The sequence below is a fragment of the Dyella sp. genome (assembly GCF_035486915.1).
GTDB lineage: Bacteria > Pseudomonadota > Gammaproteobacteria > Xanthomonadales > Rhodanobacteraceae > Dyella_B.
On the sequence record NZ_DATHMR010000014.1, the window covers coordinates 14,062 to 38,858 of the forward strand.

The 24,797-nt window shown below is 59.6% G+C and carries 24 protein-coding genes and 1 tRNA gene; all 25 read right to left on the reverse strand.

Features of this window, described 5'->3' with window-relative positions:
- Positions 1 to 11 precede the first annotated feature (11 nt).
- On the reverse strand, positions 12 to 281 hold the full coding sequence (gene rpsO, locus VK725_RS01070) for a 30S ribosomal protein S15 (protein ID WP_126672797.1): 270 nt from the start codon (positions 279 to 281) through the stop codon (positions 12 to 14).
- 153 nt (positions 282 to 434) lie between these two features.
- Positions 435 to 1,376, reverse strand: coding sequence for a tRNA pseudouridine(55) synthase TruB (gene truB / locus VK725_RS01075; RefSeq protein WP_325316218.1), 942 nt, complete (start codon positions 1,374 to 1,376; stop codon positions 435 to 437).
- 26 nt (positions 1,377 to 1,402) lie between these two features.
- Positions 1,403 to 1,777 (reverse strand): 30S ribosome-binding factor RbfA, encoded by a 375-nt coding sequence (gene rbfA, locus VK725_RS01080; protein ID WP_325316219.1) that lies wholly within the window; start codon positions 1,775 to 1,777, stop codon positions 1,403 to 1,405.
- A 78-nt stretch (positions 1,778 to 1,855) separates the two neighbouring features.
- Entirely contained in the window at positions 1,856 to 4,636 is a 2,781-nt protein-coding gene (gene infB, locus VK725_RS01085; RefSeq protein WP_325316220.1) for a translation initiation factor IF-2, read from the reverse strand.
- 123 nt (positions 4,637 to 4,759) lie between these two features.
- Complete coding sequence (gene nusA / locus VK725_RS01090) at positions 4,760 to 6,265, reverse strand: transcription termination factor NusA (RefSeq protein ID WP_325316221.1); 1,506 nt, start codon at positions 6,263 to 6,265, stop codon at positions 4,760 to 4,762.
- A 48-nt stretch (positions 6,266 to 6,313) separates the two neighbouring features.
- Positions 6,314 to 6,832 carry a ribosome maturation factor RimP gene (gene rimP / locus VK725_RS01095; RefSeq protein ID WP_325316222.1) on the reverse strand — a complete coding sequence of 173 codons (519 nt, stop codon included), beginning with the start codon at positions 6,830 to 6,832 and terminating at the stop codon, positions 6,314 to 6,316.
- A 191-nt stretch (positions 6,833 to 7,023) separates the two neighbouring features.
- Positions 7,024 to 7,100, reverse strand: a tRNA-Met gene (locus tag VK725_RS01100).
- A gap of 90 nt (positions 7,101 to 7,190) precedes the next feature.
- Positions 7,191 to 8,630, reverse strand: a complete 1,440-nt coding sequence (gene nuoN, locus VK725_RS01105; protein WP_325316223.1) for an NADH-quinone oxidoreductase subunit NuoN — start codon at positions 8,628 to 8,630, stop codon at positions 7,191 to 7,193.
- Positions 8,631 to 8,642: 12 nt separating this feature from the next.
- Entirely contained in the window at positions 8,643 to 10,151 is a 1,509-nt protein-coding gene (locus VK725_RS01110) for an NADH-quinone oxidoreductase subunit M (protein WP_325316224.1), read from the reverse strand.
- A gap of 14 nt (positions 10,152 to 10,165) precedes the next feature.
- Complete coding sequence (gene nuoL / locus VK725_RS01115; RefSeq protein ID WP_325316225.1) at positions 10,166 to 12,202, reverse strand: NADH-quinone oxidoreductase subunit L; 2,037 nt, start codon at positions 12,200 to 12,202, stop codon at positions 10,166 to 10,168.
- Between the two features lie 4 nt (positions 12,203 to 12,206).
- Positions 12,207 to 12,512 carry an NADH-quinone oxidoreductase subunit NuoK gene (gene nuoK, locus VK725_RS01120; RefSeq protein ID WP_115476769.1) on the reverse strand — a complete coding sequence of 102 codons (306 nt, stop codon included), beginning with the start codon at positions 12,510 to 12,512 and terminating at the stop codon, positions 12,207 to 12,209.
- Positions 12,509 to 13,162, reverse strand: a complete 654-nt coding sequence (locus tag VK725_RS01125; protein WP_325316226.1) for an NADH-quinone oxidoreductase subunit J — start codon at positions 13,160 to 13,162, stop codon at positions 12,509 to 12,511. Before VK725_RS01125 ends, nuoK begins: the two co-directional genes overlap by 4 nt.
- Positions 13,163 to 13,174: 12 nt before the next feature.
- Positions 13,175 to 13,666: an NADH-quinone oxidoreductase subunit NuoI gene (nuoI, locus tag VK725_RS01130; protein WP_325316227.1), complete on the reverse strand. Its 492-nt coding sequence runs from the start codon at positions 13,664 to 13,666 to the stop codon at positions 13,175 to 13,177.
- An 8-nt stretch (positions 13,667 to 13,674) separates the two neighbouring features.
- On the reverse strand, positions 13,675 to 14,700 hold the full coding sequence (gene nuoH / locus VK725_RS01135; protein ID WP_325316228.1) for an NADH-quinone oxidoreductase subunit NuoH: 1,026 nt from the start codon (positions 14,698 to 14,700) through the stop codon (positions 13,675 to 13,677).
- 3 nt (positions 14,701 to 14,703) lie between these two features.
- The gene (nuoG, locus tag VK725_RS01140) at positions 14,704 to 17,031 is read right to left on the reverse strand and encodes an NADH-quinone oxidoreductase subunit NuoG (protein ID WP_325316229.1); all 2,328 of its coding nucleotides are present in this window, start codon (positions 17,029 to 17,031) and stop codon (positions 14,704 to 14,706) included.
- Positions 17,028 to 18,353 (reverse strand): NADH-quinone oxidoreductase subunit NuoF, encoded by a 1,326-nt coding sequence (gene nuoF, locus VK725_RS01145; protein ID WP_325316230.1) that lies wholly within the window; start codon positions 18,351 to 18,353, stop codon positions 17,028 to 17,030. The genes nuoG and nuoF overlap by 4 nt, the downstream gene beginning before the upstream one ends.
- Before the next feature lie 10 nt (positions 18,354 to 18,363).
- Positions 18,364 to 18,891, reverse strand: a complete 528-nt coding sequence (gene nuoE, locus VK725_RS01150; RefSeq protein ID WP_325316231.1) for an NADH-quinone oxidoreductase subunit NuoE — start codon at positions 18,889 to 18,891, stop codon at positions 18,364 to 18,366.
- Between the two features lie 18 nt (positions 18,892 to 18,909).
- A complete protein-coding gene (locus VK725_RS01155) occupies positions 18,910 to 20,169 on the reverse strand; it encodes an NADH-quinone oxidoreductase subunit D (RefSeq protein WP_325316232.1) in 1,260 nt (419 codons plus the stop codon).
- A 2-nt stretch (positions 20,170 to 20,171) separates the two neighbouring features.
- Positions 20,172 to 20,900: an NADH-quinone oxidoreductase subunit C gene (locus VK725_RS01160; protein ID WP_325316233.1), complete on the reverse strand. Its 729-nt coding sequence runs from the start codon at positions 20,898 to 20,900 to the stop codon at positions 20,172 to 20,174.
- Positions 20,901 to 20,911: 11 nt separating this feature from the next.
- Positions 20,912 to 21,469 (reverse strand): NuoB/complex I 20 kDa subunit family protein, encoded by a 558-nt coding sequence (locus VK725_RS01165; protein ID WP_126672814.1) that lies wholly within the window; start codon positions 21,467 to 21,469, stop codon positions 20,912 to 20,914.
- Complete coding sequence (locus tag VK725_RS01170; RefSeq protein ID WP_325316234.1) at positions 21,460 to 21,816, reverse strand: NADH-quinone oxidoreductase subunit A; 357 nt, start codon at positions 21,814 to 21,816, stop codon at positions 21,460 to 21,462. The genes VK725_RS01165 and VK725_RS01170 overlap by 10 nt, the downstream gene beginning before the upstream one ends.
- A 346-nt stretch (positions 21,817 to 22,162) precedes the next feature.
- On the reverse strand, positions 22,163 to 22,516 hold the full coding sequence (locus VK725_RS01175) for a PilZ domain-containing protein (RefSeq protein WP_126672816.1): 354 nt from the start codon (positions 22,514 to 22,516) through the stop codon (positions 22,163 to 22,165).
- 102 nt (positions 22,517 to 22,618) lie between these two features.
- Entirely contained in the window at positions 22,619 to 23,539 is a 921-nt protein-coding gene (locus VK725_RS01180; protein ID WP_325316235.1) for a PIG-L family deacetylase, read from the reverse strand.
- Positions 23,539 to 24,474, reverse strand: coding sequence for a DNA polymerase III subunit delta' (gene holB / locus VK725_RS01185; RefSeq protein WP_325316236.1), 936 nt, complete (start codon positions 24,472 to 24,474; stop codon positions 23,539 to 23,541). The genes VK725_RS01180 and holB overlap by 1 nt, the downstream gene beginning before the upstream one ends.
- A partial coding sequence (locus tag VK725_RS01190; protein WP_414648433.1) for a dTMP kinase occupies positions 24,471 to 24,797 on the reverse strand: 327 nt, incomplete at its 5' end. The genes holB and VK725_RS01190, both read right to left, overlap by 4 nt.

Consider the following 24,797-nt stretch of genomic DNA (forward strand, 5'->3'; position numbering starts at 1 on the left):
CCTCGGTTCGATCAGCGACGCAAGCCGAGGCGCTCAATCAGGCTCTGATAACGGCCTAGATCGCGATCCTTCAGATAGCCCAACAGGCGCTTGCGCTGATTGACCAGCTTAAGCAGACCACGACGGGAATGATGATCTTGCTTGTGTGCTTTGAAGTGATCGGTCAGGTGATCGATGCGAGCGGACAACAGGGCAACCTGCACTTCCGTCGAACCGGTGTCGTTAGGCTTGTGGCCGAAGTCAGCAATGATCTTGCTGGACTGTTCTGCAGTGAGGGACATGAGTATCTTTTCCTATAAAAACGTGTGCGGAACTTGCGCAACGTCACCACCCGATGACGTTGCGCAAGCTCCGACGGTTGAACGAACGCGTTGAATCAAGAGGGTTATTGTACCGACAGGGAGTGCATTGCAACAAGACCATCACGTGCTGCGTTAAGTCTTTTCAGGTTCTATGGGCAGATTGAAGCCGCGCAAAATGCGCATACGGCCCTGCTCGCCGCACTCGACCAGCGCCAGGAGTCGACCATCGCTGCCGAAGGTCGCGGAACGTTCCCGGGGCAAATCGGCGGGCCATTCGATCTGACGGCCTTGTGAGACGGCCTGACTGGCCTCTTCGTCCAGATGAATGGCAGGAAGGTCCGCCACGCCGGTTGCCATCGGCTGAACGAGCCGGTCGAGCGCTTCCTCGCCTTGCTCGGCGGCCTCCTGAAGCTGCTCGACGGTCACCATGACCGGCTCCCGGAATGGATCCACCCAGAGGCGCCGCAAGGCGATCAGATGGGCACCGCATCCTAGGTGCTCGCCCAGATCGACGGCCAGACTACGGATATACGTGCCGGAGCCGCATTCCACGAGGAGGGTAAGGGTGTCGGCGTTGTGGGAAATGAGCTCAAGCCGATCAATCTCGACTTCGCGTGGCGGCGCCTGAACGTCTTCGCCGCGCCGTGCCCGAAGATAGAGCGGCTCGCCGTCCTGCTTGAGTGCCGAGTAGACCGGCGGAACCTGAACGATTTTCCCGCGCAGCCTGCTCAGTGCGGCCTCGATGGTGGCGTCCTCCAGATCGGGCACCGGTCTTTGCTCGACGATCTCGCCTTCCCTGTCCGCCGTCGTCGTAGTGACGCCGAGCTGGCATTGGGCGAGATAAGCCTTGCGCGAGCCAAGCAGCATGCCGGCGATCTTGGTCGCTTCGCCGAAGCACAGCGGCAGCAGGCCGGTCGCCAGGGGATCGAGCGCACCCGTGTGACCACCTTTGGCCGCACGAAGCGTTCCAAGCGCAATCTGCAACGCTTTGTTCGAACTCATGCCCAGCGGCTTGTCGAGCAAGAGGATGCCGTGCAGTTCTCGTGCACCGGGGCGTTTGCGGCGGCGACTCATGGTGAAGTTAACAACGTTGGAAGAACTCAGTCGTCGCTTTCGTCGGAGACCGGACGATCAGCATCCTGGCGCAACAGAAGATCGATGCGTTCGCCTTTGTCGACCGAATCGTCGTATTTGAAGCGCAACTCCGGCACACGGCGCAGACGCATCTGACGCGACAGTGTGCGGCGGAATTCGACCGCCAGTTCGTTGAGTGCCTTCACCGCTTCTTTCGATTGTGCGGGCAACAACGCAGTGACCCACACTGTGGCAAAGTCCAGATCGCGCGTCACTTCCACATCCGAGACGCTGCACGACGGCAGTCCGTGGTCGCGCACGGCGGCATGCACCATCGTGCCGATTTCACGGCGAAGCTCGGCGCCGACGCGGTCAGTTCGTTTGAAGTCACGTGAGGGCATAGGCCACTCCAGAAAGAGAGAACACACCGCTGCGAGCGCGCAGCGGTGTGTCGCCTTCCCCGAAGGAAAGGTGTTTAGTTACAGCGTGCGGGCGACTTCGATGCGCTCGAAGCACTCGATCTGATCGCCCACCTTCACATCGTTGTACTGCTTCACGGCGATACCGCATTCCATGCCGCTACGCACTTCGTCCACGAGATCCTTGAAGCGGCGCAACGATTCCAGTTCGCCTTGGAAGATCACGGTGTTGTTACGCAGCACGCGAATCGGCTTGCTGCGCTTGACCGTGCCTTCCACCACCATGCAACCGGCCACGGCACCGAACTTGGAACTGCGGAACACATCGCGCACCTGAGCGGTACCGATGATTTCCTCGCGTACTTCCACGCCCAGCAAACCGGACGCAGCCTGCTTCACCTGATCGATCACGTCATAGATGATCGAGAAGTAGCGGACGTCCAGACCGGCCGTATCGATCACCTTGCGTGCGGATGCATCGGCGCGCACGTTGAAGCCGATCAATAGCGCCTTCGATGCTGCGGCGAGCGTTGCATCCGATTCGGTGATGCCGCCGACGCCGGCTGCGATCACGTTGACCTTCACGTTTTCGTTGCCGATCTGGCTCAGCGATTCGCGCAGGGCCTGCACCGAACCCTGCACGTCGGCCTTGACGAGAATGTTGAGCGTCTGCTGTTCGGAGGCTTGACCCATCAGCGCCATGATGTCTTCAAGGCGATTCGCCTTGCTCACCATGCGCGTTTCGCGACGCTTGAGCTGACGTTCCGCAGCGACTTCGCGAGCCAGGCGTTCATCCGCGACGACGACGAAATCGTCGCCCGCTTCCGGCACACCGGAAAGACCCAGCACCTGCACGGGAATCGACGGACCGGCTTCCTGCACCGTCTTGCCGGTTTCATCGATCAACGCGCGCATGCGGCCGTATTCGATACCGCATACGACAAAGTCACCACGCTTCAGCGTGCCCTGCTGCACCAGCACGGTAGCCACTGGGCCGCGACCGCGATCGAGCGCGGACTCGATAACCACGCCGGACGCCGGGCCATCTTTCACCGCGGTGAGTTCCATCACTTCGGCCTGCACCAGGATTGCGTCGAGCAGAGCATCGATGCCAAGGCCGGTCTTCGCCGATACCGGCACGAACGGTGTGTCGCCACCCCATTCTTCCGGAATCACTTCCAAATTGCCGAGGCCTTGCTTGACGTTGTCTGGGTTGGCGTCGGACTTGTCCATTTTGTTGACCGCGACGATCAGCGGGACCTTGGCAGCGCGCGCATGCTGCACGGCTTCCTGGGTCTGCGGCATCACGCCGTCATCGGCGGCCACCACCAGCACCACGATGTCGGTGGATTGCGCGCCGCGCGCACGCATCGAAGTGAATGCGGCATGGCCTGGAGTGTCGAGGAACGTGATCACGCCCTTGGGCGTTTCCACGTGATAAGCGCCGATGTGCTGCGTAATACCACCCGCCTCACCCGACGCGACCTTGGTACGGCGAATGTAATCGAGCAGTGAGGTCTTGCCGTGGTCGACGTGACCCATGATGGTGACGACCGGCGGACGCGTCGAGCGCTCACCGTCCAGCTCAGCGCTCTGCGTGTGCGCCGCCAGTGCAGCTTCTGCACCCTGATCGCTGGCTTCTACAGGCTTGTGGCCCAATTCTTCCACCACGAGCACGGCGGTATCGAGATCGATGGTCTGGTTGATGGTCGCCATCACGCCCATCTTGAAGAGCGCCTTGACGACTTCCGAACCCTTGACCGCCATCTTCTGCGCGAGCTCGGCGACGACGTTGGCATCGCCCACGACGACTTCGCGCACAACCGGCGCAGTCGGACGCGAGAAGCCGTGCGCGCCGGCTGAAGCGGGGGAACCGCCCGAACGTGACGCGTCGCGTGAGGAGCCCTTGTTCGCCTTGCCACGCTTGTTGGAACGACGTGCACGATCGGCTTCGGACAGATGCAGTTCACCAGCGGCGAAACGCTTGCCGCCCGGCATATCGTCACGATCCTGATGGCCATGACGCGTCTTGCCGCGATCGGCACCACTGCTCGGCGCTGGCGCCGGAGCGGGCGCAGGCGCGGGAGCCGCCGCAACAGGCGCGGGCTTCTTGTCGCGCTTGCGTGGTTCGTGAATGCGCGGAAGGATCATGCCGAGCGAGTGCTGATCGATGCGCTGCACCGACGCTGGGTCCGGGGCATTCTTGTCGCTGGCTTCAACGAGTTCGTTGTCAGCCGGAACGTTACGTTCCTCTTCCACGGGACGCTGCGGAGCCTGAGCTTCGGCAGCGCGTGCTTCCGCAGCGGCCTGTGCCTCAAGACGTGCGCGTTCGGCTTCTGCTTCGCGGCGCGCTTCGTCTTCAGCGCGCTGGCGCGCTTCTTCCTGACGACGATGCTCCAGATCGACGCGCTCGCTTTCTTCATGTTCGCGCTGCTGCGCAGATTCGTGCAGCTTGCGCAATGCGTCTTCGCGCTCCGGCTCGGCATTGGCCTCTTCGGCGATCACGCTGCGCTTGACGTAGGTGCGCTTGGCACGCACTTCCACGTTCACCGTCTTGGCGCTGCTTGGCGCACCGCGGCCGCCCGGTGTGGCGACTTTCAGTTCGCTGATCTTGCGGCGCTTGAGCGTGATCTGCCTCGGCGATGAGTCATCGGCTTCTGGTGCCACATCGTTCTTGCCGTGTGTGCGACGCAGAAAACCCAGCAGTTTCACCTTTTCGGTGCTGCTGATGACCTGCTCCGGATCGGAGAATTTCATGCCTGCTTCGCCAAGCTGTGTGAGCAGCCTGTCGACGGGCATGCCCAGAACCTGGGCTAGTTGTTTGATCGTGACGTCCGACATCGTGTTCTTTCTCCGCCGTTCCCGCGCTTATCGTCCGTACAAAACCTCTTTGCACGGCCACCTCCGTCCTTGGTGGAGACGTTTCAGTCTCCCGGCGCGCCCATCCAGGGCGCTGCCGCCGGGTTAGCCGCCCTTCTCCAGCCGCGCAATCATCGGCGCACGTGCCGCCATGATGAGTGCCGCTGCGCGTTCTTCATCCATGCCCTCGATGTCGATCATGTCGTCGACCGCGAGGTCGGCCAGATCGTCCACCGTGACGACACCGCGCTCAGCGAGTGCGTAGGCCGTCGGTTCGTCCATGCCATCCAGGTCAAGCAGTTCCTGCGAAGGCTGGTGTTCGTCGATGTTTTCTTCGACCGCCAGCGCTTCGGTGAGCAGCGAGTCGCGGGCACGGGCGCGAAGTTCTTCGACGATGTCTTCGTCGAAGCCTTCGATGGCCAGCAGTTCTGCGCTCGGCACGTACGCGATTTCCTCGACGCTGGAGAAACCTTCCTGCACGAGGATGTTCGCAATTTCCTGGTCCACTTCCAGCTTGTCCATGAAGAGCTGGCGGGCGGACTCCTGCTCGGCTTCGCTCTTGGCGGCCACCTGATCCTGCGTCATCACGTTGAGCTGCCAGCCGGTGAGCTTGCTGGCCAGGCGCACGTTCTGACCGCCACGGCCGATGGCCTGCGAGAGCTTGTCTTCGGCGACAGCGATATCCATCGAGTGCTTGTCTTCATCCATGATGATGGACTGCACTTCCGCCGGCGCCATCGCGTTGATGACGTACTGCGCTTGGTTCTCGTGCCACAGAATGATGTCGACACGCTCGCCGTTGAGTTCGTTCGAGACCGCCTGCACGCGCGAACCGCGCATGCCGATGCACGCGCCGATGGGATCGGTGCGGCTGTCGTGTGCGACCACGGCGATCTTGGCGCGGTCGCCTGGATCGCGCGCGCAACCCTTGATCTCGACGAGACCCTGACCGACTTCCGGTACTTCGAGCTTGAATAGCTCGATCATGAATTCCGGCGCCGCGCGCGAGACGAACAACTGCGGACCGCGCACTTCGGAGCGCACTTCCTGCAGGTAACCGCGTACGCGATCGCCGACGCGATGCGATTCGCGAGGAATGGTCTTGTCGCGCGGAATGAACGCTTCGGCGTTGCCGCCAAGATCCAGATAAACGTTGCCGCGCTCGACGCGCTTGACGATGCCGGTAACCAGTTCGCCAACGCGATCCTTGAATGCGTCGACCACCTGCTGGCGCTCGGCCTCGCGCACGCGCTGCACGATCACCTGCTTGGCAGCTTGCGCAGCGATGCGGCCGAATTCAGCATTTTCGATTTGCTGTTCGATGTATTCGCCAATAGCTGCATCGGCGCGTTCGTCGACCGCGTCCATGTGGCGCAACTGGCGGAACGGCGATTCCATTTCGCCGTCATCGGCGATGATTTCCCAACGACGGAAGGTTTCGTAGTCGCCCGTATTGCGGTCGATGCTCACGCGAATATCCGGATCTTCGTCCGGATAACGTTTTTTGGCAGCTGACGCCAACGCGGCTTCCATCGCCAGGAAGATCACGTCCCGCGGTACGCCTTTTTCATTGGCAACTGCATCAACGACCAGCAAAAGTTCTTTGCTCATTGCAACCACTCCGTGAACGCCATCCGGCGTCCCATCGACAGATTGAATTTATTTCGACGCTTTCTTACCAGGCTTGCGACCACCGGGTTTGGGCTGCGGCACATAACCGAGCGCGGCCCAATCCGGCACGATACGAGCGCTTTCCACTGCATCGTGCGCAAACTCAAAAACCTTGCCTTCGGCTTCCAGCGCGATCTGCTCGCCTTCCACCGATGCCACTTTGCCGCGCAAACGCCGGCGGCCTTCCAACGGTGCCTTCAACAGCACCTTTACTTCCTGACCCGCCACCTTGGCGAACTGAGCAGCCGTGAACAATGGCCGATCGATGCCAGGCGAGGAAACTTCCAATACGTAATGCCCTGGAATCGGATCTTCAACATCTAGCATCGCGGAAAGCTCGCGGCTCGCCGCTTCGCAGTCGTCGAGCGTGACTTCGCGCCCTTCCGCATCGAGATAGACGCGCAGCGTGCTCTGTCCCTGCGAAGGGCTGAATTCGATACCAAGACATTCGAGCTGAAGATCAGCCAGAACGTCGGTGAATCGTTGTGCCAGAGCTTGCGTATCCATGTCGTCCGTCTACTGTCGCCAGAAACAAAAAATGGGCTCAAGCGGCCCATTCCCTTATCTCGCCGATGTCCCGACTCTTCCAGGCTCTTTCCCGCACCCTTTCATAGCAAAAAATGCCTGACAAAGTGCACCGCAATCCTTGCGCCCAACAAAAAAGCCTCGCGAGGAGGCTTTCTTGTCCAAGAAAGATCTGGTAGCGGGGGTAGGATTCGAACCTACGACCTTCGGGTTATGAGCCCGACGAGCTGCCAGACTGCTCCACCCCGCATCAGAGTCCGAGGAGTTTAACGAGATGGCCAGATTCTTGCAAGCCTGAAACTCGTTAACGCCTCAAATCCGCACGTATGGAACACACACCTCAACCGACGAAAGCCTGTTTGCACCAGCCCAGCAACGGTCCCCACCACAGACCCAGCGCAAGCAGCACCAACGCATTCAACGATAAAGCCACGCGCAATGTGAAATCGGGCTGAAGACGCACTTGGGTGCCTTCTACGGGCTTGTCGAAGTACATCACCTTGACGACGTGCAGGTAGTAGTAAAGGCCAATGATCGCGAACACGGCACCGACGATAGCCAGCCACATCATGCCCGCGTGAATGGCCGCCTGCAGCACAAGCAACTTGGCAAAGAAGCCAAACATCGGCGGCACGCCCGCCAACGAGAACAGCGCCAGCATCATCAGGAAAGCCATCCAAGGCGCGCGCTGATTGAGTCCCTTGAAGTCGCTGATTTCTTCGCATTCAAAACCGGCGCGGCTCAACGCAAGGATCACACCGAAAGCTGCGGTCGACATGAGCGCGTAGCTGATCGCATAGAACATCGCTGCGGAATAGCCTTCTGGTGTGGCGTTGACCAGACCGAGCAACAGATAGCCCATGTGCGAAATGGTCGAGTACGCCAGCAGACGTTTGATATTGGTCTGCACGATGGCAACCAGATTACCGATCGCCAGTGAAAGCACCGCGAGCGCGGCCAGCATCAGCTGCCAATGCTGCGCAAGGTCCCCCATGCCGGTTTCGAGCAGACGATAGGCCATACCGAATGCAGCTAGCTTCGATGCCGAACCGATGAAGGTCGTCACCGGCGTGGGTGCGCCCTGGTATACGTCAGGGATCCACATATGGAACGGCGCCGCACCTAATTTGAAGGCGATGCCGATGATCATGAAGATCAAGCCGAACACCAGCAGATGCGGCATCGTGCTGCTCGGAATCGCGGTGTGCAGCTGAGCCAGACTCAACGTGCCCGTCGCGCCGTAAACCATCGACATGCCATAGAGCAGCATGCCCGACGAAAGCGCGCCCAGCACGAAGTACTTGATTGCCGCTTCCGACGAAAGGCTCGAATCACGGTTCAACGCGACAAGTGCGTAAGACGAAAGCGTCAGTAACTCCAGGCCCAGGTAAATCATGATCAGGTTGCCGGCCGAAACCAGCAGCATCACGCCGATCACCGCAAAGATGGTCAGCGTGTAGAACTCACCCAAGAACAGCTTGCGATCCTGTAGATAGGGGCGCGCATAGACGAACACCAGAATCGTGGTCAGCAAGGCAAATATCTTCAGGATCTTGGCAACGCCATCGCGGATGAACATGCCATTGAACGCGGTGACCGTTCCACCCGGTTGCTTGAACACGATCAGATAGATCGTTACGGCGAGCACTGCAATGGACATCCAGTGCAAATAGACGCGCTCGGATGGCTTCATGAAAGCGTCAGCCAGCAGAAGAACGCACGCCGCGGCGACCAGAAAGAACTCTGGCACCATGATGAGAATGTCGTTGAAAGTCGGCATGGTCGCTCTCGATCAAACCTTATGAATGGCCAGCACCTGGACCAGCTGCGTTACCGAGCTGTCCATGAGATGGATGAGTGGTTCCGGCCAGATACCGACGATCAGCACCATGGCGGCAAAACCACCCAGTACCAGCGTTTCGCGTGCGTTGATGTCTTTCATTTCCGCCACGTGCGGGTTCGTCACTTCGCCCCACAGCACGCGCTTCACCAGCCATAGCGTGTAAGCCGCGCCGATGATCAGCGTGAATGCGGCGAACAATGCAATCCAGGGATTGGCACTGAAAGCCGCCAGGATCACCATGAATTCGCCGACGAAACCGCTGGTGCCCGGCAAACCGCAGTTCGCCATGGCGAAGAACACGTAGAAGAAGCCGAACCACGGCATCACGTTGATGACGCCACCGTAGTCCTTGATCTGACGCGTATGCAGGCGGTCATAGAGCACGCCGATGCACGAGAACATCGCGCCCGAAACGAAACCGTGCGAGATCATCTGCACCATCGCACCCTGCATGCCCAGCCGTGCTGCATCGGTGTTACCCAATTCGCGCGCCAGCATGAAGGCAATGAAGATACCCAGCGTGACGAAGCCCATGTGCGCCACGGATGAATACGCCACCAGCTTCTTCATGTCTTCCTGCACCAGTGCAACATAGCCGATGTACACCACGGCAATCAGGCTGAGCAAGATAATGAGCCATGCGAAATGCGTCGATGCATCTGGGACGATCGGCAGGGTGAAACGCAGGAATCCGTATCCGCCGATCTTCAGCATGACGGCGGCCAGCACCACCGAGCCACCGGTCGGCGCTTCCACGTGCGCGTCCGGCAACCATGTATGCACCGGTACCATCGGCACCTTCACCGCGAAGGCGATCAGGAAGGCGAAGAATAGCCAGCTCTGTTCCGTCATGGTCAGCGGCAGCATTGCGAGCGTATGCAGATCGAACGTACCTGCTTTGAGATACAGATAGATCAACCCGATCAGCATGAAGATCGAGCCGAGGAAGGTATAGATGAAGAACTTCAGTGTCGCGTAAACGCGGCGTGGGCCACCCCAGATACCGATCAGGATGAACATCGGTATCAGCATCGCCTCGAAGAACACGTAGAACAGCAATGCGTCCGTCGCGCAGAACACGCCGATCATCAAGCCTTCGAGCACCAGCATCGCAGCCATGTACTGATGCGGCTTGTCCTGGATCACTTCCCAGGCGCCGATGATCACCAGGATGCCGACGAACGTGGTCAGCAGGATCAGTGCGACCGAAATACCATCGACGGCCAAGCTGTAATGTACATTCAGCGCCTCGATCCACAGATGGCTTTCAGCCAGCTGCATGCCGCCGGTGGTTGCGTTGTACTGCGGGATGAGGAACAGGCTGACGACGAACGTGAGGATAGCCATCAGCAGCGATATCCAGCGCGCTGTGTTCGGACGGCTGGAGCCGGCCAATAGCACAGGCACTGCGCCTACGATGGGCAGCCAGATCAGCAGGCTGAGCAGATGATTGAACATGGAGCTCGCTTCCCTTATTGCCCGCCGACCAGCCAGTACCCGCCCAGAAGCAGGATCAGGCCGAGGATCATCGCGAAGGCGTAGTGGTACAGATAACCAGACTGGAGACGACGCATGGCCGAAGCGATACGTTGAATCATGCTGGCCGAACCGTCGATCAGCACACCGTCGATCACGGCGGCATCGCCGCCCTTCCAGAACATGCGACCCAGCGCAACACCGCCGCGCGCGAAGACCGCGAAATAGATGTCGTCGACCCAGTACTTGCGATCAAGGATCACCCAAATCGGCTTCAGCGCGCTCTTGATCTTGTCAGCGAGCGACAGGTTGAACAGGTAGATGTAGGTGGTGATCACGAAAGCCGCGAGCACTAACCAGAACGGCGGTTGGGCGAACCCTTCCAAACCAGTCTGCCACCAGCTATGGAAATCGTTACCGAGTTCCTCCAGCACATTGTGGAAGTGCTGCACGTAAATCGCGTCGCCAAACCAGTTGCCGTACAGCATTGGCTTGACCGTGAACATGCCCACGAATAGCGAAGGGAAGGCCAACAGGATCAGCGGCAATGTCACCACCCATGGCGATTCTTTCGGTGGGTGATGCAACACACCCGGCTCATGATGATCGTGATCGTCATGGTGATCGTCGTGATGGGCATGATCGTGGTGTTCGACGACCTTGAAGCGCTCCTTGCCATGGAACGTCATGTACATCTGACGGAACGTGTAAGTCGCCGTCACAAAGGCGCCGGCGAGTACGCAGAAGTAGGCGTAACCCGAACCCCAACGATGCGAGTCGCGCGCCGCTTCGATGATCGCATCCTTCGAGTAGAAGCCCGAGAAGAACGGCACGCCGCACAGCGCCAATGCACCGACCCACATCGTGATCCAGGTAATCGGCATGTACTTGCGCAGGCCACCCATGTAGCGCATGTCCTGCTCATGGTGCATGGCGATGATCACCGAACCCGCACCGAGGAACAGCAGCGCCTTGAAGAACGCATGCGTCATCAGATGGAACACGGCACCGGCGTAGGCTGAAACGCCCAACGCCACGGTCATGTAGCCAAGCTGCGACAGCGTGGAGTACGCGACGACGCGCTTGATGTCGTTCTGCACGATGCCAATCAGGCCTGTAAACAGAGCGCCGGTCGCACCAATCACCAACACGAAGCTCAACGCCGTATCCGACAGTTCATACAGCGGCGACATGCGCGCCACCATGAAAATACCGGCGGTCACCATCGTTGCGGCATGGATCAGCGCGGAGATCGGGGTCGGACCTTCCATCGAATCGGGAAGCCACACGTGCAGCGGCACCTGCGCCGACTTACCCATCGCACCGATGAACAACAGGATGCAGATGACCGTCGCAGCATCCCACTGGGTGTGCTGCGTGATGGTCAGTGTCTTGCCGATCAAGCTTGGAGCGTGATTGAACGCTGTCGCGTAATCCAGCGTGCCGAGGAAGTACAGGATCGCAGCGATACCCAGCAGGAAACCGAAGTCACCCACGCGGTTGACGATGAACGCCTTGAGGTTCGCGAAGATCGCCGTCGGGCGCTTGTACCAGAAGCCGATCAGCAGGTAAGACACCAAACCCACCGCTTCCCAGCCAAAGAACAGCTGCAGGAAGTTGTTGCTCATCACGAGCATCAACATCGAGAAGGTGAACAGCGAAATGTAGCTGAAGAAACGCTGATAGCCGTCGTCATCGGCCATGTAGCCGATGGTGTAGATGTGCACCAGTAACGACACGAAGGTCACCACCACCATCATCATGGCGGTGAGACGATCGATCAGGAAACCGATGCTGCCGTTGAAGCGACCGATATCGAACCACGTGTAGATGGTGTGGTTGTAGACCGGCGCATTACCTGCGGTGATCTGGTACAGCACATAGAACGACAGGCCGCATGAAATCAGCAGACCGAGAATCGTGACACTGTGTGCACCCACGCGCCCGATCTGCTTGCCGAGAAAGCCGGCAAGCAAGCAACCGACAAGCGGTGCCAGCGCAATGGTCAACAGTATGGAGGTGGAAATTTCCATGTGCTCAACCCTTCATGCTGTCGATTTCGGCGACGTTGACGGTGCTACGGTTACGGAACAGCAACACCAGTATCGCCAGACCGATCGCGGACTCGGCCGCGGCTACGGTGAGAATGAAGAAAACGAAGACCTGCCCCGCTACGTCATGATTGAAGCGCGAGAAGGCGACGAAATTGATATTGACGGCGAGCAGCATCAACTCGATCGCCATCAGCAGTACGATGACGTTCTTGCGGTTGATAAACAGACCCGCCACCGAAATGCAGAACAGGATCGCGCCAAGCACGATGTAATGCGAAAGCGTGATCATGGCTTGGACTCCTGTGCGGGGGCCGACTCGCTATCAGCCGGACGCTCCGCCGCCATCTTGACGATGCGGACGCGGTCGCTGGCTTTGACAGCCACCTGCTCGCTGGCCTGCTGGTGCCGAATACCCGTGCGCTGGCGCAACGTAAGTGCCACCGCAGCGATCACGCCCACCGTAAGGATCAGCGCAGCAATCTCGAACGGCAGCAGGTATTGCGAATACAGCGCCATACCCAGCCATGCGGTATTGGAGAGGCCAGCGGCAGTTGCCGGATTCTCGCCCATCGTTTGCGCATGCATGACGCGCACGCCGATCAGCCCAAGCATTTCCACGAGCATCGCGATCGCGACGATGAGACCGACTGGCAGATACTTCACGAAACCCTCGCGAAGTTTCTCCTGATCGATGTCGAGCATCATCACGACGAACAAGAACAGCACCATCACTGCGCCCACGTAGACCACGATCAGCGCGATGGCGAGGAACTCTGCTTCGGCCAGCATCCAGATGCAGGCCGTGCTGAAGAAGGTGAGCACCAGCGCCAGGACGGCGTGCACCGAGTTGCGCAGCGTGATTACCGACAGCGCCGCGATCACGGTCACCGCCGCGAAGGCGTAGAAACAGACGAGTTGGAACATTTGCGGATCGATCATGATGTCCCGTCCTCAGCGATAAGCCGCGTCTTGTGCGCGCGCTGCGGCAATCTCGGCCTCGAAACGGTCGCCGATGGCCAGCAGTTGCAGCTTGGTCACGACGTTCTCGCCGCGATGCTCGAAGTGGTATTCGTGCACATGCGTTTCGACGATCGAGTCCACCGGGCAGCTTTCTTCGCAGAAGCCGCAGTAGATGCACTTGAACAAGTCGATGTCATAACGCGTGGTGCGACGCTGACCGTCGCTCGCGCGCGGTGCGGAATCGATGGTGATGGCCAAGGCCGGGCATACCGCCTCGCACAACTTGCACGCGATGCAACGCTCTTCGCCATTGGCGTAACGGCGCAGCGCATGCAGACCGCGGAAGCGGTTGGACTTGGGGATGTGCTCCATCGGATAGCGCATCGTGTACTTCGGTGCGAACAAATACCGAAAGGTGAGCGCCATGCCCTTGAGCAATTCGATGAGCAGCAGGCTCTTGAAGTAGTTAGTAACGCGAGACATGACTGTCTTTAGCCCCCTGTGCCGACGTGAACCCAGCCGTAGTACTTCATGCAGCCGGCAACGAGAACCCAAACGATGGCGATGGGAATGAACACCTTCCAGCCCAGGCGCATGATCTGGTCATAGCGGTAGCGCGGGAATGTCGCGCGGAACCACAGGAACAGATTGGCGAACAGGAAGACCTTGACGAATAGCCACAGAATGCTGGCGTGTCCCAGCACCGGCACGCTCTCCGGGAACGGACTCAACCAGCCGCCCCAGAACAGGATCGGGGCGAGGAAGCTCACCAGGATCATGTTTGCGTACTCGGCCAGGAAGAACAGCGCGAACGCCGAACCGGAATACTCCACGTGGAAACCGGCAACAATTTCCGACTCGCCTTCCGCCACGTCGAACGGCGCGCGGTTGGTTTCTGCCACGCCAGACACGAAGTAGACGATAAATACGGGGAAAAGCGGCAGCCAGTACCAGCCGAAGATGCCCTTGCCCGCCTGCGCATGCACGATGTCAGTGAGGTTCAGGCTGCCTGCAAGCACAAGCACGCAGACCAGGCACAGACCCATCGCCAGTTCGTACGAAATAACCTGTGCCGCCGAGCGCATCGCACCGAGTAACGCATAACGCGAGTTCGACGACCAGCCGGCGAGAATGATGCCGTATACACCCAACGACGTCATCGCCAGCAGATACAGGAGACCTGCATTGGCGTTGGAAAGCACCAGCTTGTCGTTGAAAGGAATCACCGCCCATGCAGCAAGCGCTGGTACCAGCGCGATCATCGGCGCGAGGTAGTACAGAACTTTGTTCGCGTTGGTGGGAAGAATGACTTCCTTGATCAGCAACTTCACCACGTCAGCGAAGGCTTGCAGCAATCCGAACGGACCAATTTTGTTTGGCCCCATGCGGACGTGCATCCAGCCGATGATCTTGCGTTCCCAGTACACGTACATGGCAACCGCGATAACAAGCGGCAACAGAACGCAAAACGTGAAGATGATCGGCCAGACAAGTTGGTTGAGAATCTGCTCGCCCATGGGTTACGCCTTGCTCAAAGTGATGGCTGCGCCGTAAGGCGGCAGCGTCGCAGTCTGATCGTGTGCGGCTTCGATCCACGCCGTGCCATCGGGTACCGTTGCATCGATCACCAGCGGCAGGACGACGTTGGCCACTTTCACCTGATGGCCAGCTGCCAAACCCTGACGTTGTGCTTCTTCCGCATTCACACGTACGGCAGCTGCGCGATTGAGCGGATGCGCCTGCAGCGCCGTGGCGCGGCGAAGCACGGCATCGCTGCGGTAGATCGGCCACGTGGCGAGACGGCTCAAGCCCTGCACAGCCTTGCGCTCGGCAAGTCCCTGCTTGGTTGCGACGCTCTGTTCGGTGATGCCATCGCGCAGACCGGCCATGTCGTCGAACTCAAAGCCCGGCAACTTCATCAGACCACCAAGTGCACGCAACACCTTCCAGCCGGCACGCACATCATGACCCGGTGCTTTGGCACCGGCCTCGACGTGCTGCGCACGACCATCGACATTCACGAGCGTGCCATCGATCTCCGGCAAGAGGCCGATCGGCAGGATCACATCGGCCACATCGCGCAACTCCGGCGTGGCGAACGAAGCAAACGCAACGATGTGCTGCGTGCCGTGCAATGCGTTGATGACGGCAGAGCCATCAGCAAAATCATGCGGCAACTCAAGACCGTAGAGAACGTAAGCCTTGCGCGGCTGGGCAAGCATGGCCTGCGCGTTAAGACCGTCGTTTCCGGGAACAACGCCCACTTTGGCGAGACCGATGGCGTTGGCGCCCGCAGGCAGCTCGTTGTACGCAGCGCCCGTAGCTTCCGCGACAAAACGCGCGATCGAACGCAACCAAGACGCTTGCGGATGCGTGACGGCCGCCTCACCCAGAATCACAACAGCGTGACCGGACTTCAGTGCCGCAATGGCATCGCTGTCGCCCTGATCGTTTGCAGCACCATTGATGGCATCCGCAAGATGAGCCGGAGCCGTTGCACCCGCAGCGACGGCAGCCTTTGCGAGCGACAGCAGCGCATCAACAAGTGCGTGCGGCGCAACGATGGCTTCGCCGGCAAGCTTGTAGTTGAAGTGGAATTCCGCCGGATTGATCGTGTAGACCTTGGCGCCCTTCTTCACCGCCTGATGGAGGCGGTGATTGAGCAGCGGCATCTCGTAGCGCAGATCGGAACCGACCAGCAGCGCAGCCTTCACCTTGTCGACATCGGCGACCGCCATGCCGAACGGCTGCGCGAGGGCGTTGTCAGCAAAGTCGAGCTGACGCAGACGGTGATCGACGTGCGCACTGCCAAGACCACGGGCGAGGCGCACCAGCAAGTCGCCTTCTTCGTTTGTCGTGGCCGGATGCACGAGGATGCCCAGGTCGTTACCCGGCACTTCCTTCAGCGCTTGTGCGGCGACGGCGAGAGCGTCGTCCCACGTGGTGCCCTGCCAGCGTCCGTTGCGCTTTACTTCGGGTGTACGCACGCGGTCGGCGGCATACAGACCTTGATAGCTGTAACGATCGCGGTCGGACAACCAGCATTCGTTGATGGCTTCACTGTCGCGCGGCACAGTGCGCAGCACTTCGCCGCGGCGCGTATGCAGCCACAGGTTGGAACCGAGCGCATCGTGGTAAGCCACCGACGGCTTGGCGATCAGCTCCCATGCACGCGCCTTGAACTGGAACGGCTTGTTGGTGAGCGCGCCAACCGGACAGACATCGATGATGTTGCCGGAGAGTTCGGTTTCCAGCGTCTTGCCGATGTACGTGCCGATCTGCAGATTTTCGCCGCGGCTCATACCGCCGAGTTCGTACGTGCCGGCAATTTCGCTGGTGAAGCGCACGCAGCGCGTGCACTGGATGCAACGCGTCATTTCGGTGGCGACGAGCGAACCGAGATTTTCGTCGGCGATGGTGCGCTTGCGTTCGGTATAACGCGATACGCTGCGGCCATAACCGAGCGCGACGTCTTGTAGTTCGCACTCACCGCCCTGATCGCAGATCGGACAGTCGAGCGGGTGGTTGATCAGCAGGAATTCCATCACGTCGCGCTGGTACTTCAATGCGCCGGCGGTGCGCGTGGTGACCTTCATGCCTTCGGCGACCGGCGTCGCGCACGCAGGTTGCGGCTTAGGCATGGGACGGCCGCCCATTTCCACTTCCACCAGGCACATGCGGCAATTCGCAGCGATGGGAAGCTTGCGGTGATAGCAGAAGCGCGGAATCGCGACGCCAATGGCATCGGCCGCTTCGATGATCATGGCGCCCTTGCGGATCTGCGTGGGCTTGCCATCGATCTCGATGTTCAGAAGATCGGGCGCGGTATTGGCTGGCTGCGCACTCATGCAGCGACTCCACGACGTGATTCGGCAAGCCGGTCTTCGGTCATCGAGCGACCGTGCTGCACGTAGTATTCGAATTCATCCCAGAAGCGGGCCAGGAAGCCCTGCACCGGCCACGCGGCGGCTTCGCCGAACGCGCAAATGGTGTGGCCTTCGATCTGACCTGCAACGGCCTTAAGGCGGTGCAAGTCGTCCTGCGTGCCCTTGCCTTCCACGATGCGTGTAAGCACGCGGTACATCCAGCCAGTGCCTTCGCGGCATGGTGTGCACTGACCGCATGACTCTTTGAAGTAGAAACGCGAGATGCGATGGCAAGCCTTCACCATGCAGGTAGTGTCATCCATCACCACTACGGCGCCCGAACCGAGGCCGGAACCTGCTTTTTGCAAGCAGTCATAGTCCATGGTGGATTCCATCATGATGTCGGCAGGCAACACCTTCATCGACGAACCGCCCGGAATCACGGCTTTCAACTTGTTACCGTTGCGCACGCCGCCCGCCATTTCAAGCAATTCTTTGAACGAAATGCCGAGGCGAACTTCGAAGTTGCCCGGATTGTTGACGTGACCGGAGACGGAAAAGATCTTAGGGCCGCCGTTGTTGGGCTTGCCCAGATTGAGGAACCAATCGGGACCGTTGCGCAGAATCGCAGGCACCGAAGCATAGGTTTCGGTGTTGTTGATCGTCGTGGGCTTGCCGTACAGACCAAAGTTGGCCGGGAACGGCGGCTTGAAGCGCGGCTGGCCTTTCTTGCCTTCCAGCGACTCCATCAACGCGGTTTCTTCGCCGCAGATGTAAGCGCCAGCACCCAGCGCGGTGTAAATGTCGACGTTGATGCCCGTGCCCTGAATGTTCTTGCCGAGCAGGCCGGCTTCGTACGCTTCCTTCAGCGCTTCTTCGAAATGTTCGAAGGGCTCGTGATGGAATTCGCCGCGCAGATAGTTGTACGCAACCGTCGAACCGGTGGCGTAGCAGGCGATCGCCAGACCTTCGATCACCGAGTGCGGGTTGAAGCGAAGTATGTCGCGGTCTTTTGCCGTGCCGGGCTCCGATTCATCGGAGTTGCAGAGGATGTACTTCTGCATGTCACCCTTGGGCATGAAGGACCACTTCAAGCCGGTCGGGAAGCCTGCGCCACCACGGCCGCGCAAGTTGCTCTTCTTGACTTCCTCGACAATGGAAGCGGGATCGGGCTTCTCGGCGAGGATTTTCTTCCACGCCTTATAGCCGTCCATTTGCAGGTAGCTGTCCATCGCCCACGGCTTATCGAAATGCAGCGTGGTATAGACGACCTGGTGTTCTTTGGGTGCGGGTCCGACTGCCATTGCCCTGCCCTTACTTGAGACCGTCGAGAATCTCGTCGACCTTTTCGGTCGTGAGATGCTCGTGGTAATGACCATTGACCGTCATCGCCGGTGCATACACGCACGCAGCAATGCATTCTTCTTCTTGCTTGAGGTAGACGCGCCCGTCTGGCGTGCTTTCGCCAAGTTTTATGCCGAGTTTCTTTTCGCAATGACGCACAAGGTCTTCGGCGCCATTCAACCAGCACGAAATATTGGTGCAGATCGCAACGTTGTTGCGACCGACCGGCTTGGTTTCCAACATCGAGTAGAAGCTGGCCACTTCGTAAGCCCACACGGTCGGCACGTCGATGTAGCGTGCGACAGCGGCGATGAGCTCATCGGTAAGGAAGCCGTTGTTCTGTTCCTGCGCGGCGAACAAGGACTGGATCAGCGCCGAGCGCTTACGATCCGGTGGGAACTTGCCAAGCCAATGATCGATGTGATGCCGCGTGTGCTCAGTGAGCACGACGAGCGGATCGACATGCTTGACCTGATCGTAATTTCCGGTGGCTTTCATGTATGTATTCCTCCGGGCTCAGCGATCGACTTCGCCGAACACGAGGTCATAGGTGCCGATGACCGCTACGGCGTCGGCCAACATGTGGCCACGCACGATGGCATCCATCGACGACAGGTGGGCAAAGCCCGGTGCGCGCAGATGCACGCGGAAAGGTTTGTTGGCGCCGTCCGAAACCAGGTAACAACCGAATTCACCCTTCGGCGCTTCGACGGCTGTGTAGGTTTCGCCAGCAGGAACGCCGTAGCCTTCGGTGAAAAGTTTGAAGTGATGGATCAGCGCTTCCATGTCTTCTTTCATGACTTCGCGCTTGGGCGGTGCCACTTTGTAGTTTTCCACCATCACTGGGCCCGGATTGGCCTTCAACCAACTCACGCATTGCTTGATGATGCGATTGGACTGGCGCATTTCTTCGATGCGGCACAGGTAACGGTCATAGCAATCGCCGCCCACACCCACCGGGATGTCGAAATCCATCTCGGCGTATTTCGCGTAGGGCTGCTTCTTGCGCAGGTCCCAGGCGATACCGGAACCGCGCAGCATCACACCGGTCATCCCCCATTGCTGGGCCAGTTCCGGCGACACAACGCCGATACCGACGGTGCGCTGCTTCCAAATACGGTTGTTGGTGAGCAGTTCTTCGTATTCGTCGACTTTCTTGGGGAAGTCGTTGGTGAATGCGTCGAGGTAGTCGAGCATCGAACCTTCGCGCCAGCTATTGATGCGCTTCAGGTCTTTGCCTTTGTGCCACGGCGATTCGCGATACTCCGGCATCTTGCCGGGCAGATCGCGGTAAACGCCGCCGGGACGATAGTACGTCGCGTGCATGCGCGCACCGGAGACGGCTTCGTAGCAGTCCATCAGCTCTTCGCGTTCGCGGAAGGCGTACAGGAACACGGCCATCGCACCGAGGTCGAGTGCGTTGGAGCCCACCCACATCAGGTGATTCAGGATGCGGGTGATTTCGTCGAACATCGTGCGGATGTACTGCGCACGTTCCGGCGCCTGGATGCCGAGCAAGTGTTCGATGGCACGCACGTAAGCGTGCTCGTTGCACATCATCGACACGTAATCGAGACGATCCATGTAACCGATCGACTGATTGAACGGCTTGGATTCGGCAAGCTTTTCAGTACCACGATGCAATAGACCGACGTGCGGATCGGCGCGCACGATGGTTTCGCCGTCCATCTCCAGCACCAGGCGCAATACGCCGTGCGCAGCGGGATGCTGCGGGCCGAAGTTCATCGTGTAATTGCGGATTTCTTGACTCGACATGCTCAGTTCTCCCGCCAGTGGTCGGCGGCTTCGGCCTTGGCCTGCATCAGGTCGGCGTCGTCGCGGATCACGCGCGGGACCAGCACGCGCGGTTCAATCGAAACAGGTTCGTAGACGACACGCTTCTGCTCGGGGTCGTAACGCACTTCGACGTTGCCGATCAACGGGAAGTCCTTGCGGAACGGATGGCCGACAAAGCCGTAGTCGGTGAGGATGCGGCGCAGGTCCGGGTGACCGTCGTAGATGATGCCGTACAGATCGAACGACTCGCGCTCGAACCAGTTCAGTCCTGGCCATGTGTGCACGAGCGACGGCACCACCGGCAGGCTGTCATCCTCGCAGTACACGCGTACGCGCAGGCGCTGGTTAAGTTCGATGGACAGCAGATGGACGACCGACGCGAAACGATGCGGGATAGAAACATGGCGCGGACGATCCGCCCACGTGAAGCGGCCAATCGCCTCGCCTTCCACACCACGCGAGAAACCGGTGCTGGTGACGTCGGTGGTATCCCATTCGGTTTGACCGTAACTGAGATAGTCGACGCCGCACAGATCGACGGCTTCGGTAAAACGGAAGCCCGGCTCATCGCGCAAAGCTGTCGCCACCGACAGCAAATTCGCCGCAGTGACTTCGGCCAACGTCTGGCCGTAGGAGACGCTAATTTTCAACAGATCGCCAAACCGCGCAGAAAGGCGCTCGGCCAGCGAGTTCGTTTGTGTATCGCTCATGACGACGCCTTTCAGGAACGCGCGATGGTGCTGGTACGACGGATCTTCTTTTGCAACTGCAAAATGCCGTGAATCAACGCCTCGGCCGTGGGCGGACAGCCCGGCACATAGATGTCTACCGGCACGATACGGTCGCAGCCGCGCACGACGGAGTAGGAATAGTGGTAATAACCACCGCCGTTAGCGCAACTGCCCATCGAGATCACCCATTTGGGATCGGGCATCTGGTCATAAACCTTGCGCAGCGCGGGAGCCATTTTGTTGACCAGCGTGCCGGCCACGATCATCACGTCGGATTGACGCGGGCTCGGGCGGAAGATCACGCCATAGCGGTCAAGGTCAAGGCGTGCGGCGCCAGCGTGCATCATTTCGACGGCGCAGCAGGCCAGACCGAACGTCATCGGCCACATCGAACCGGTGCGCGCCCAGTTCATCAGCGCATCCACCGTCGTGGTCACTGCACCACGCTGGATAACGGGATTGTCGCCAGCCGGACGCAGAATGTCGTCCACCACGTTCAACGGCTGCGGGTTGTGCATCACCCGATCAATGGCGGAGATCACTCCCATTCCAGCGCTCCCTTCTTCCACACGTAGGCAAAACCAATTACCAGCAACAGCAGGAACAGCGCCATTTCAATCAGCGCAATGATGCCGATGTGCTGGAACACGACCGCCCACGGGAAAAGGAAGGCGATTTCCAGATCGAAAATGATGAAGAGAATGGCAAGGAGGTAATAGCGCACGTCAAATTGCATGCGCGCATCCTCGAAGGCCTCGAAGCCGCATTCGTACGGCGCAAGCTTCTCAGAATCGGGACGGCGGGGACCGACAAGCATGCCGATCACGAGGAGGGCTAACCCCAGGCCAGAGGCAACGCCAATGAACAGGAGAACGGGCCAATATTCGGCAAGCACGGTTTAACTTACCTCCGCACCTTTAGGGTGCATCAGTGACCGTCGGGGCAACGGTCCGGAAGTTCGATTCAGCGGGCTGTCCAGCCCTGTACGCTGACGTGCAGGTTGCAGGTGCTCGACGATCCTAAGGGATAGGCCCTAAGGATCGCGATATTGTATCAGCGCGTACGGGTAGCCCGACAAGCCTTATGTGCCGGATCGCTGGAATTTCCTTCAATAGCGAGGCGTTTCGTGCAACATCCGTGCAGCAAATACGACGCGAAGGCACGCATTGCTGTATTTGTGCAACGGATATCCCCTGCCCCGTGCACGAATGGCGATCCGCGCAATGTCCTGCGATGCGCAATTACATGGTTTGCGTAGCGCGTTCCGATCCCATGATGCCGGCAAGCAATGTCTCGATGCGGCCGCGTGCTGCTTCGCCATCGGACGTTTCATTGAATTGAACGCCGATACCTGCCGTTCGGTTGCCTTGTGCACCGATAGGGGTGATCCAGACGACTTTTCCGGCCACGGAAAGACGCTCACTTTCGTCGATCAGGCTGATCAACAACACGACTTCGTCACCCAGCGAATAACGCTGAGCCGTCGGCGCGAACAGGCCGCCATGCTTCAGGAACGGCATGTAAGCGTTGTAGAGCGACGCCGTGTCCTTGAATTTCAGCGAAATAATGCCCTGACGGGCGACGGCCGGGTTCATGCCTGCTCCTGGAGTCCCACAACGTAAGCGTTTACTAGGATTCCATCCTAACCAGCTGCCCGCGCCTTAGCAAAGGCAACGGCCTGCAAGCGGGAGCCGGCCTCATAAACCGTGCCAGCCCCAATGATCGAATATCCACGGAGAGGGCCAATCCAGGTGAAGTTTCACAAAACCTGGAGGGGATAAGGGCTGGCTCAAGGGCCATTCAAGCCGGTACGAGCCGCCTTCATCCCGCGCGATCGGCGCGTCCCGCCAGGCCCAATCCTTGACGCCGCTTGGTGTGGCAATCAGCAATCGAAGCCAACGGTGCAGGATGGCCGGCGGGCGCCAGGGCAAGCGCGCATGTCCCGCCACGCCAGCAGGCATATAACGTTCAGGACTAAGCGCCAGGCGTTGCATGCGCCTACCGCTCAATGTCATCTGTGACCGATGCTCCGCCAGCGCCAGCAACTTGCGTTGCTGTTGCTCGGGCGTGGCATCAATCCGTATCGGATATTCGGACAGATCGCCCCCGCTATGAACCGGGTAGGCCCATTGCACCGGCGCGGGAGTGACGCCGGCGAGCGCCACGCGGCACAGCACGTGTGCAGCACCGTGATCGGGGTGACTGTCCTCCAGCGCCGGAAAACAGACCAGCGTGGGACCAAAGGACAACATGATGTGTTGAAGCGCTGCAACGGATGCGAAGGTCTCATCGCGCAAACGGCGTGTTACACCCATATCCAGCCACCCCAGCGGTTCCAGCGCATCGGCAGAAAGACCGAGATGTTCGATGGCATGCATTACTTCGCTGCGTCGGCGCGCACCCCAGCGTTGACGATCGCTGTCGCTAATGCGCAAGCGGCGCTCGATGTAACGCTGCGGCCACGGATTGTTGTCACCGTCCGTCAACAGCAACAGATGAACCGCCCCGCCCACCGCCAACACCTGCTGGATAAGCAGCCCACATCCCAGTGTCTCGTCATCCGGATGAGGCGCCACCACCAGCAAACGTGTTTGCGCAGACAGCGGCAGCGACTGCATCAGCGCCAACGCCCCAGCAATTCCAGCAACAACAGATCGCCGCGTAACGGGCCGCGCAGGGCTTCACGCGTGCGATTGGCGGCGTCATACCACGCACCCAGTTGTTCGACATCAAGCGAACTGGACAGCGGACCATTCCCGGTGGTCGCGCGCGCGCGCATTTCGTCGAAAACCGCTTGCGCCGCAAACCATAATCGCTGCTCCGGCGCGCTATCCAGCCAGCGACGGCCCATTTCCACGGCATCGCCGCGACCTGCGGCGAGTGCTGCGAGATCCTTTCGCACATCTTGCCGCTGTGTCAGCGAACCTTCTTGCGTCCAGATTCGCGCAAGACCCGGATTGCCGCCTGCCGCTGCAAGCGCTGCAGCGGCATCACGCACACCTTGTTCCTGCAGCCAAGCCAGCGATTCGGTTTGCGAGGGCAACTGGAATTCGATTCGCTGACAGCGGCTGCGGATGGTGGCAGGCATACGCCAAGGTTCGTCTGCCAGAAGAATCAGCATGGTTTGCGACGCGGGCTCTTCAAGCGTCTTTAGCAATGCGTTCGCTGCGGCCGTATTCATCGCATCGGCAGGATCGATGCTCGCAATCTGCCATCCACCAAATTGGCTGGACGTAGCCAGTCGTGCCGACAATTCGCGAATTTGATCGACGACAATTTCCGAGCGCTGCACGCCGTCCTTGCGCAGGCCATAGCTCAGCGACACGTAATCAGGATGCGTACCCGCGTCGAGCAAAAGGCAACTGCGGCACGCACCACATGCATCGCCGTCATTTGTTTTTTGACAAAGAAGTCCGCGCACGAAGCGGCGCAGAAAGTCGCGCTTGCCCAACCCGCGCGGACCGCAAAGCAACAAGGCATGGGGTAACGCCTGACGTTGACGGCGCGCCTGCAGACGCGCCCAGTGTTCGGCGTGCCAGGGCGGGATGCTCATGCAACGTTCTCGAACAAATGTGCAGTGGCTGCCAACGCGTCGCTCAGCACCTGATCGGGAGTCTGACTGGCATCGATCACGCGAAAGCGTGCAGGCTCCGCTTCAGCGCGTTGACGATAGACATGCCGTACGCGCTCAAAGAAGGTATCGGCTTCGGTCTCGATACGATCGGCTGCGCCACGACCGGCAGCACGCGCGCGCCCGGTTGTCACCGGCAGATCGAGCAACAACGTCAGATCCGGCTTGAGTCCTGCACATGCCCACCGTTCAAGCTCGGCAATCCGCTCGACAGGCTGACCGCGACCGCCACCTTGATAAGCGTA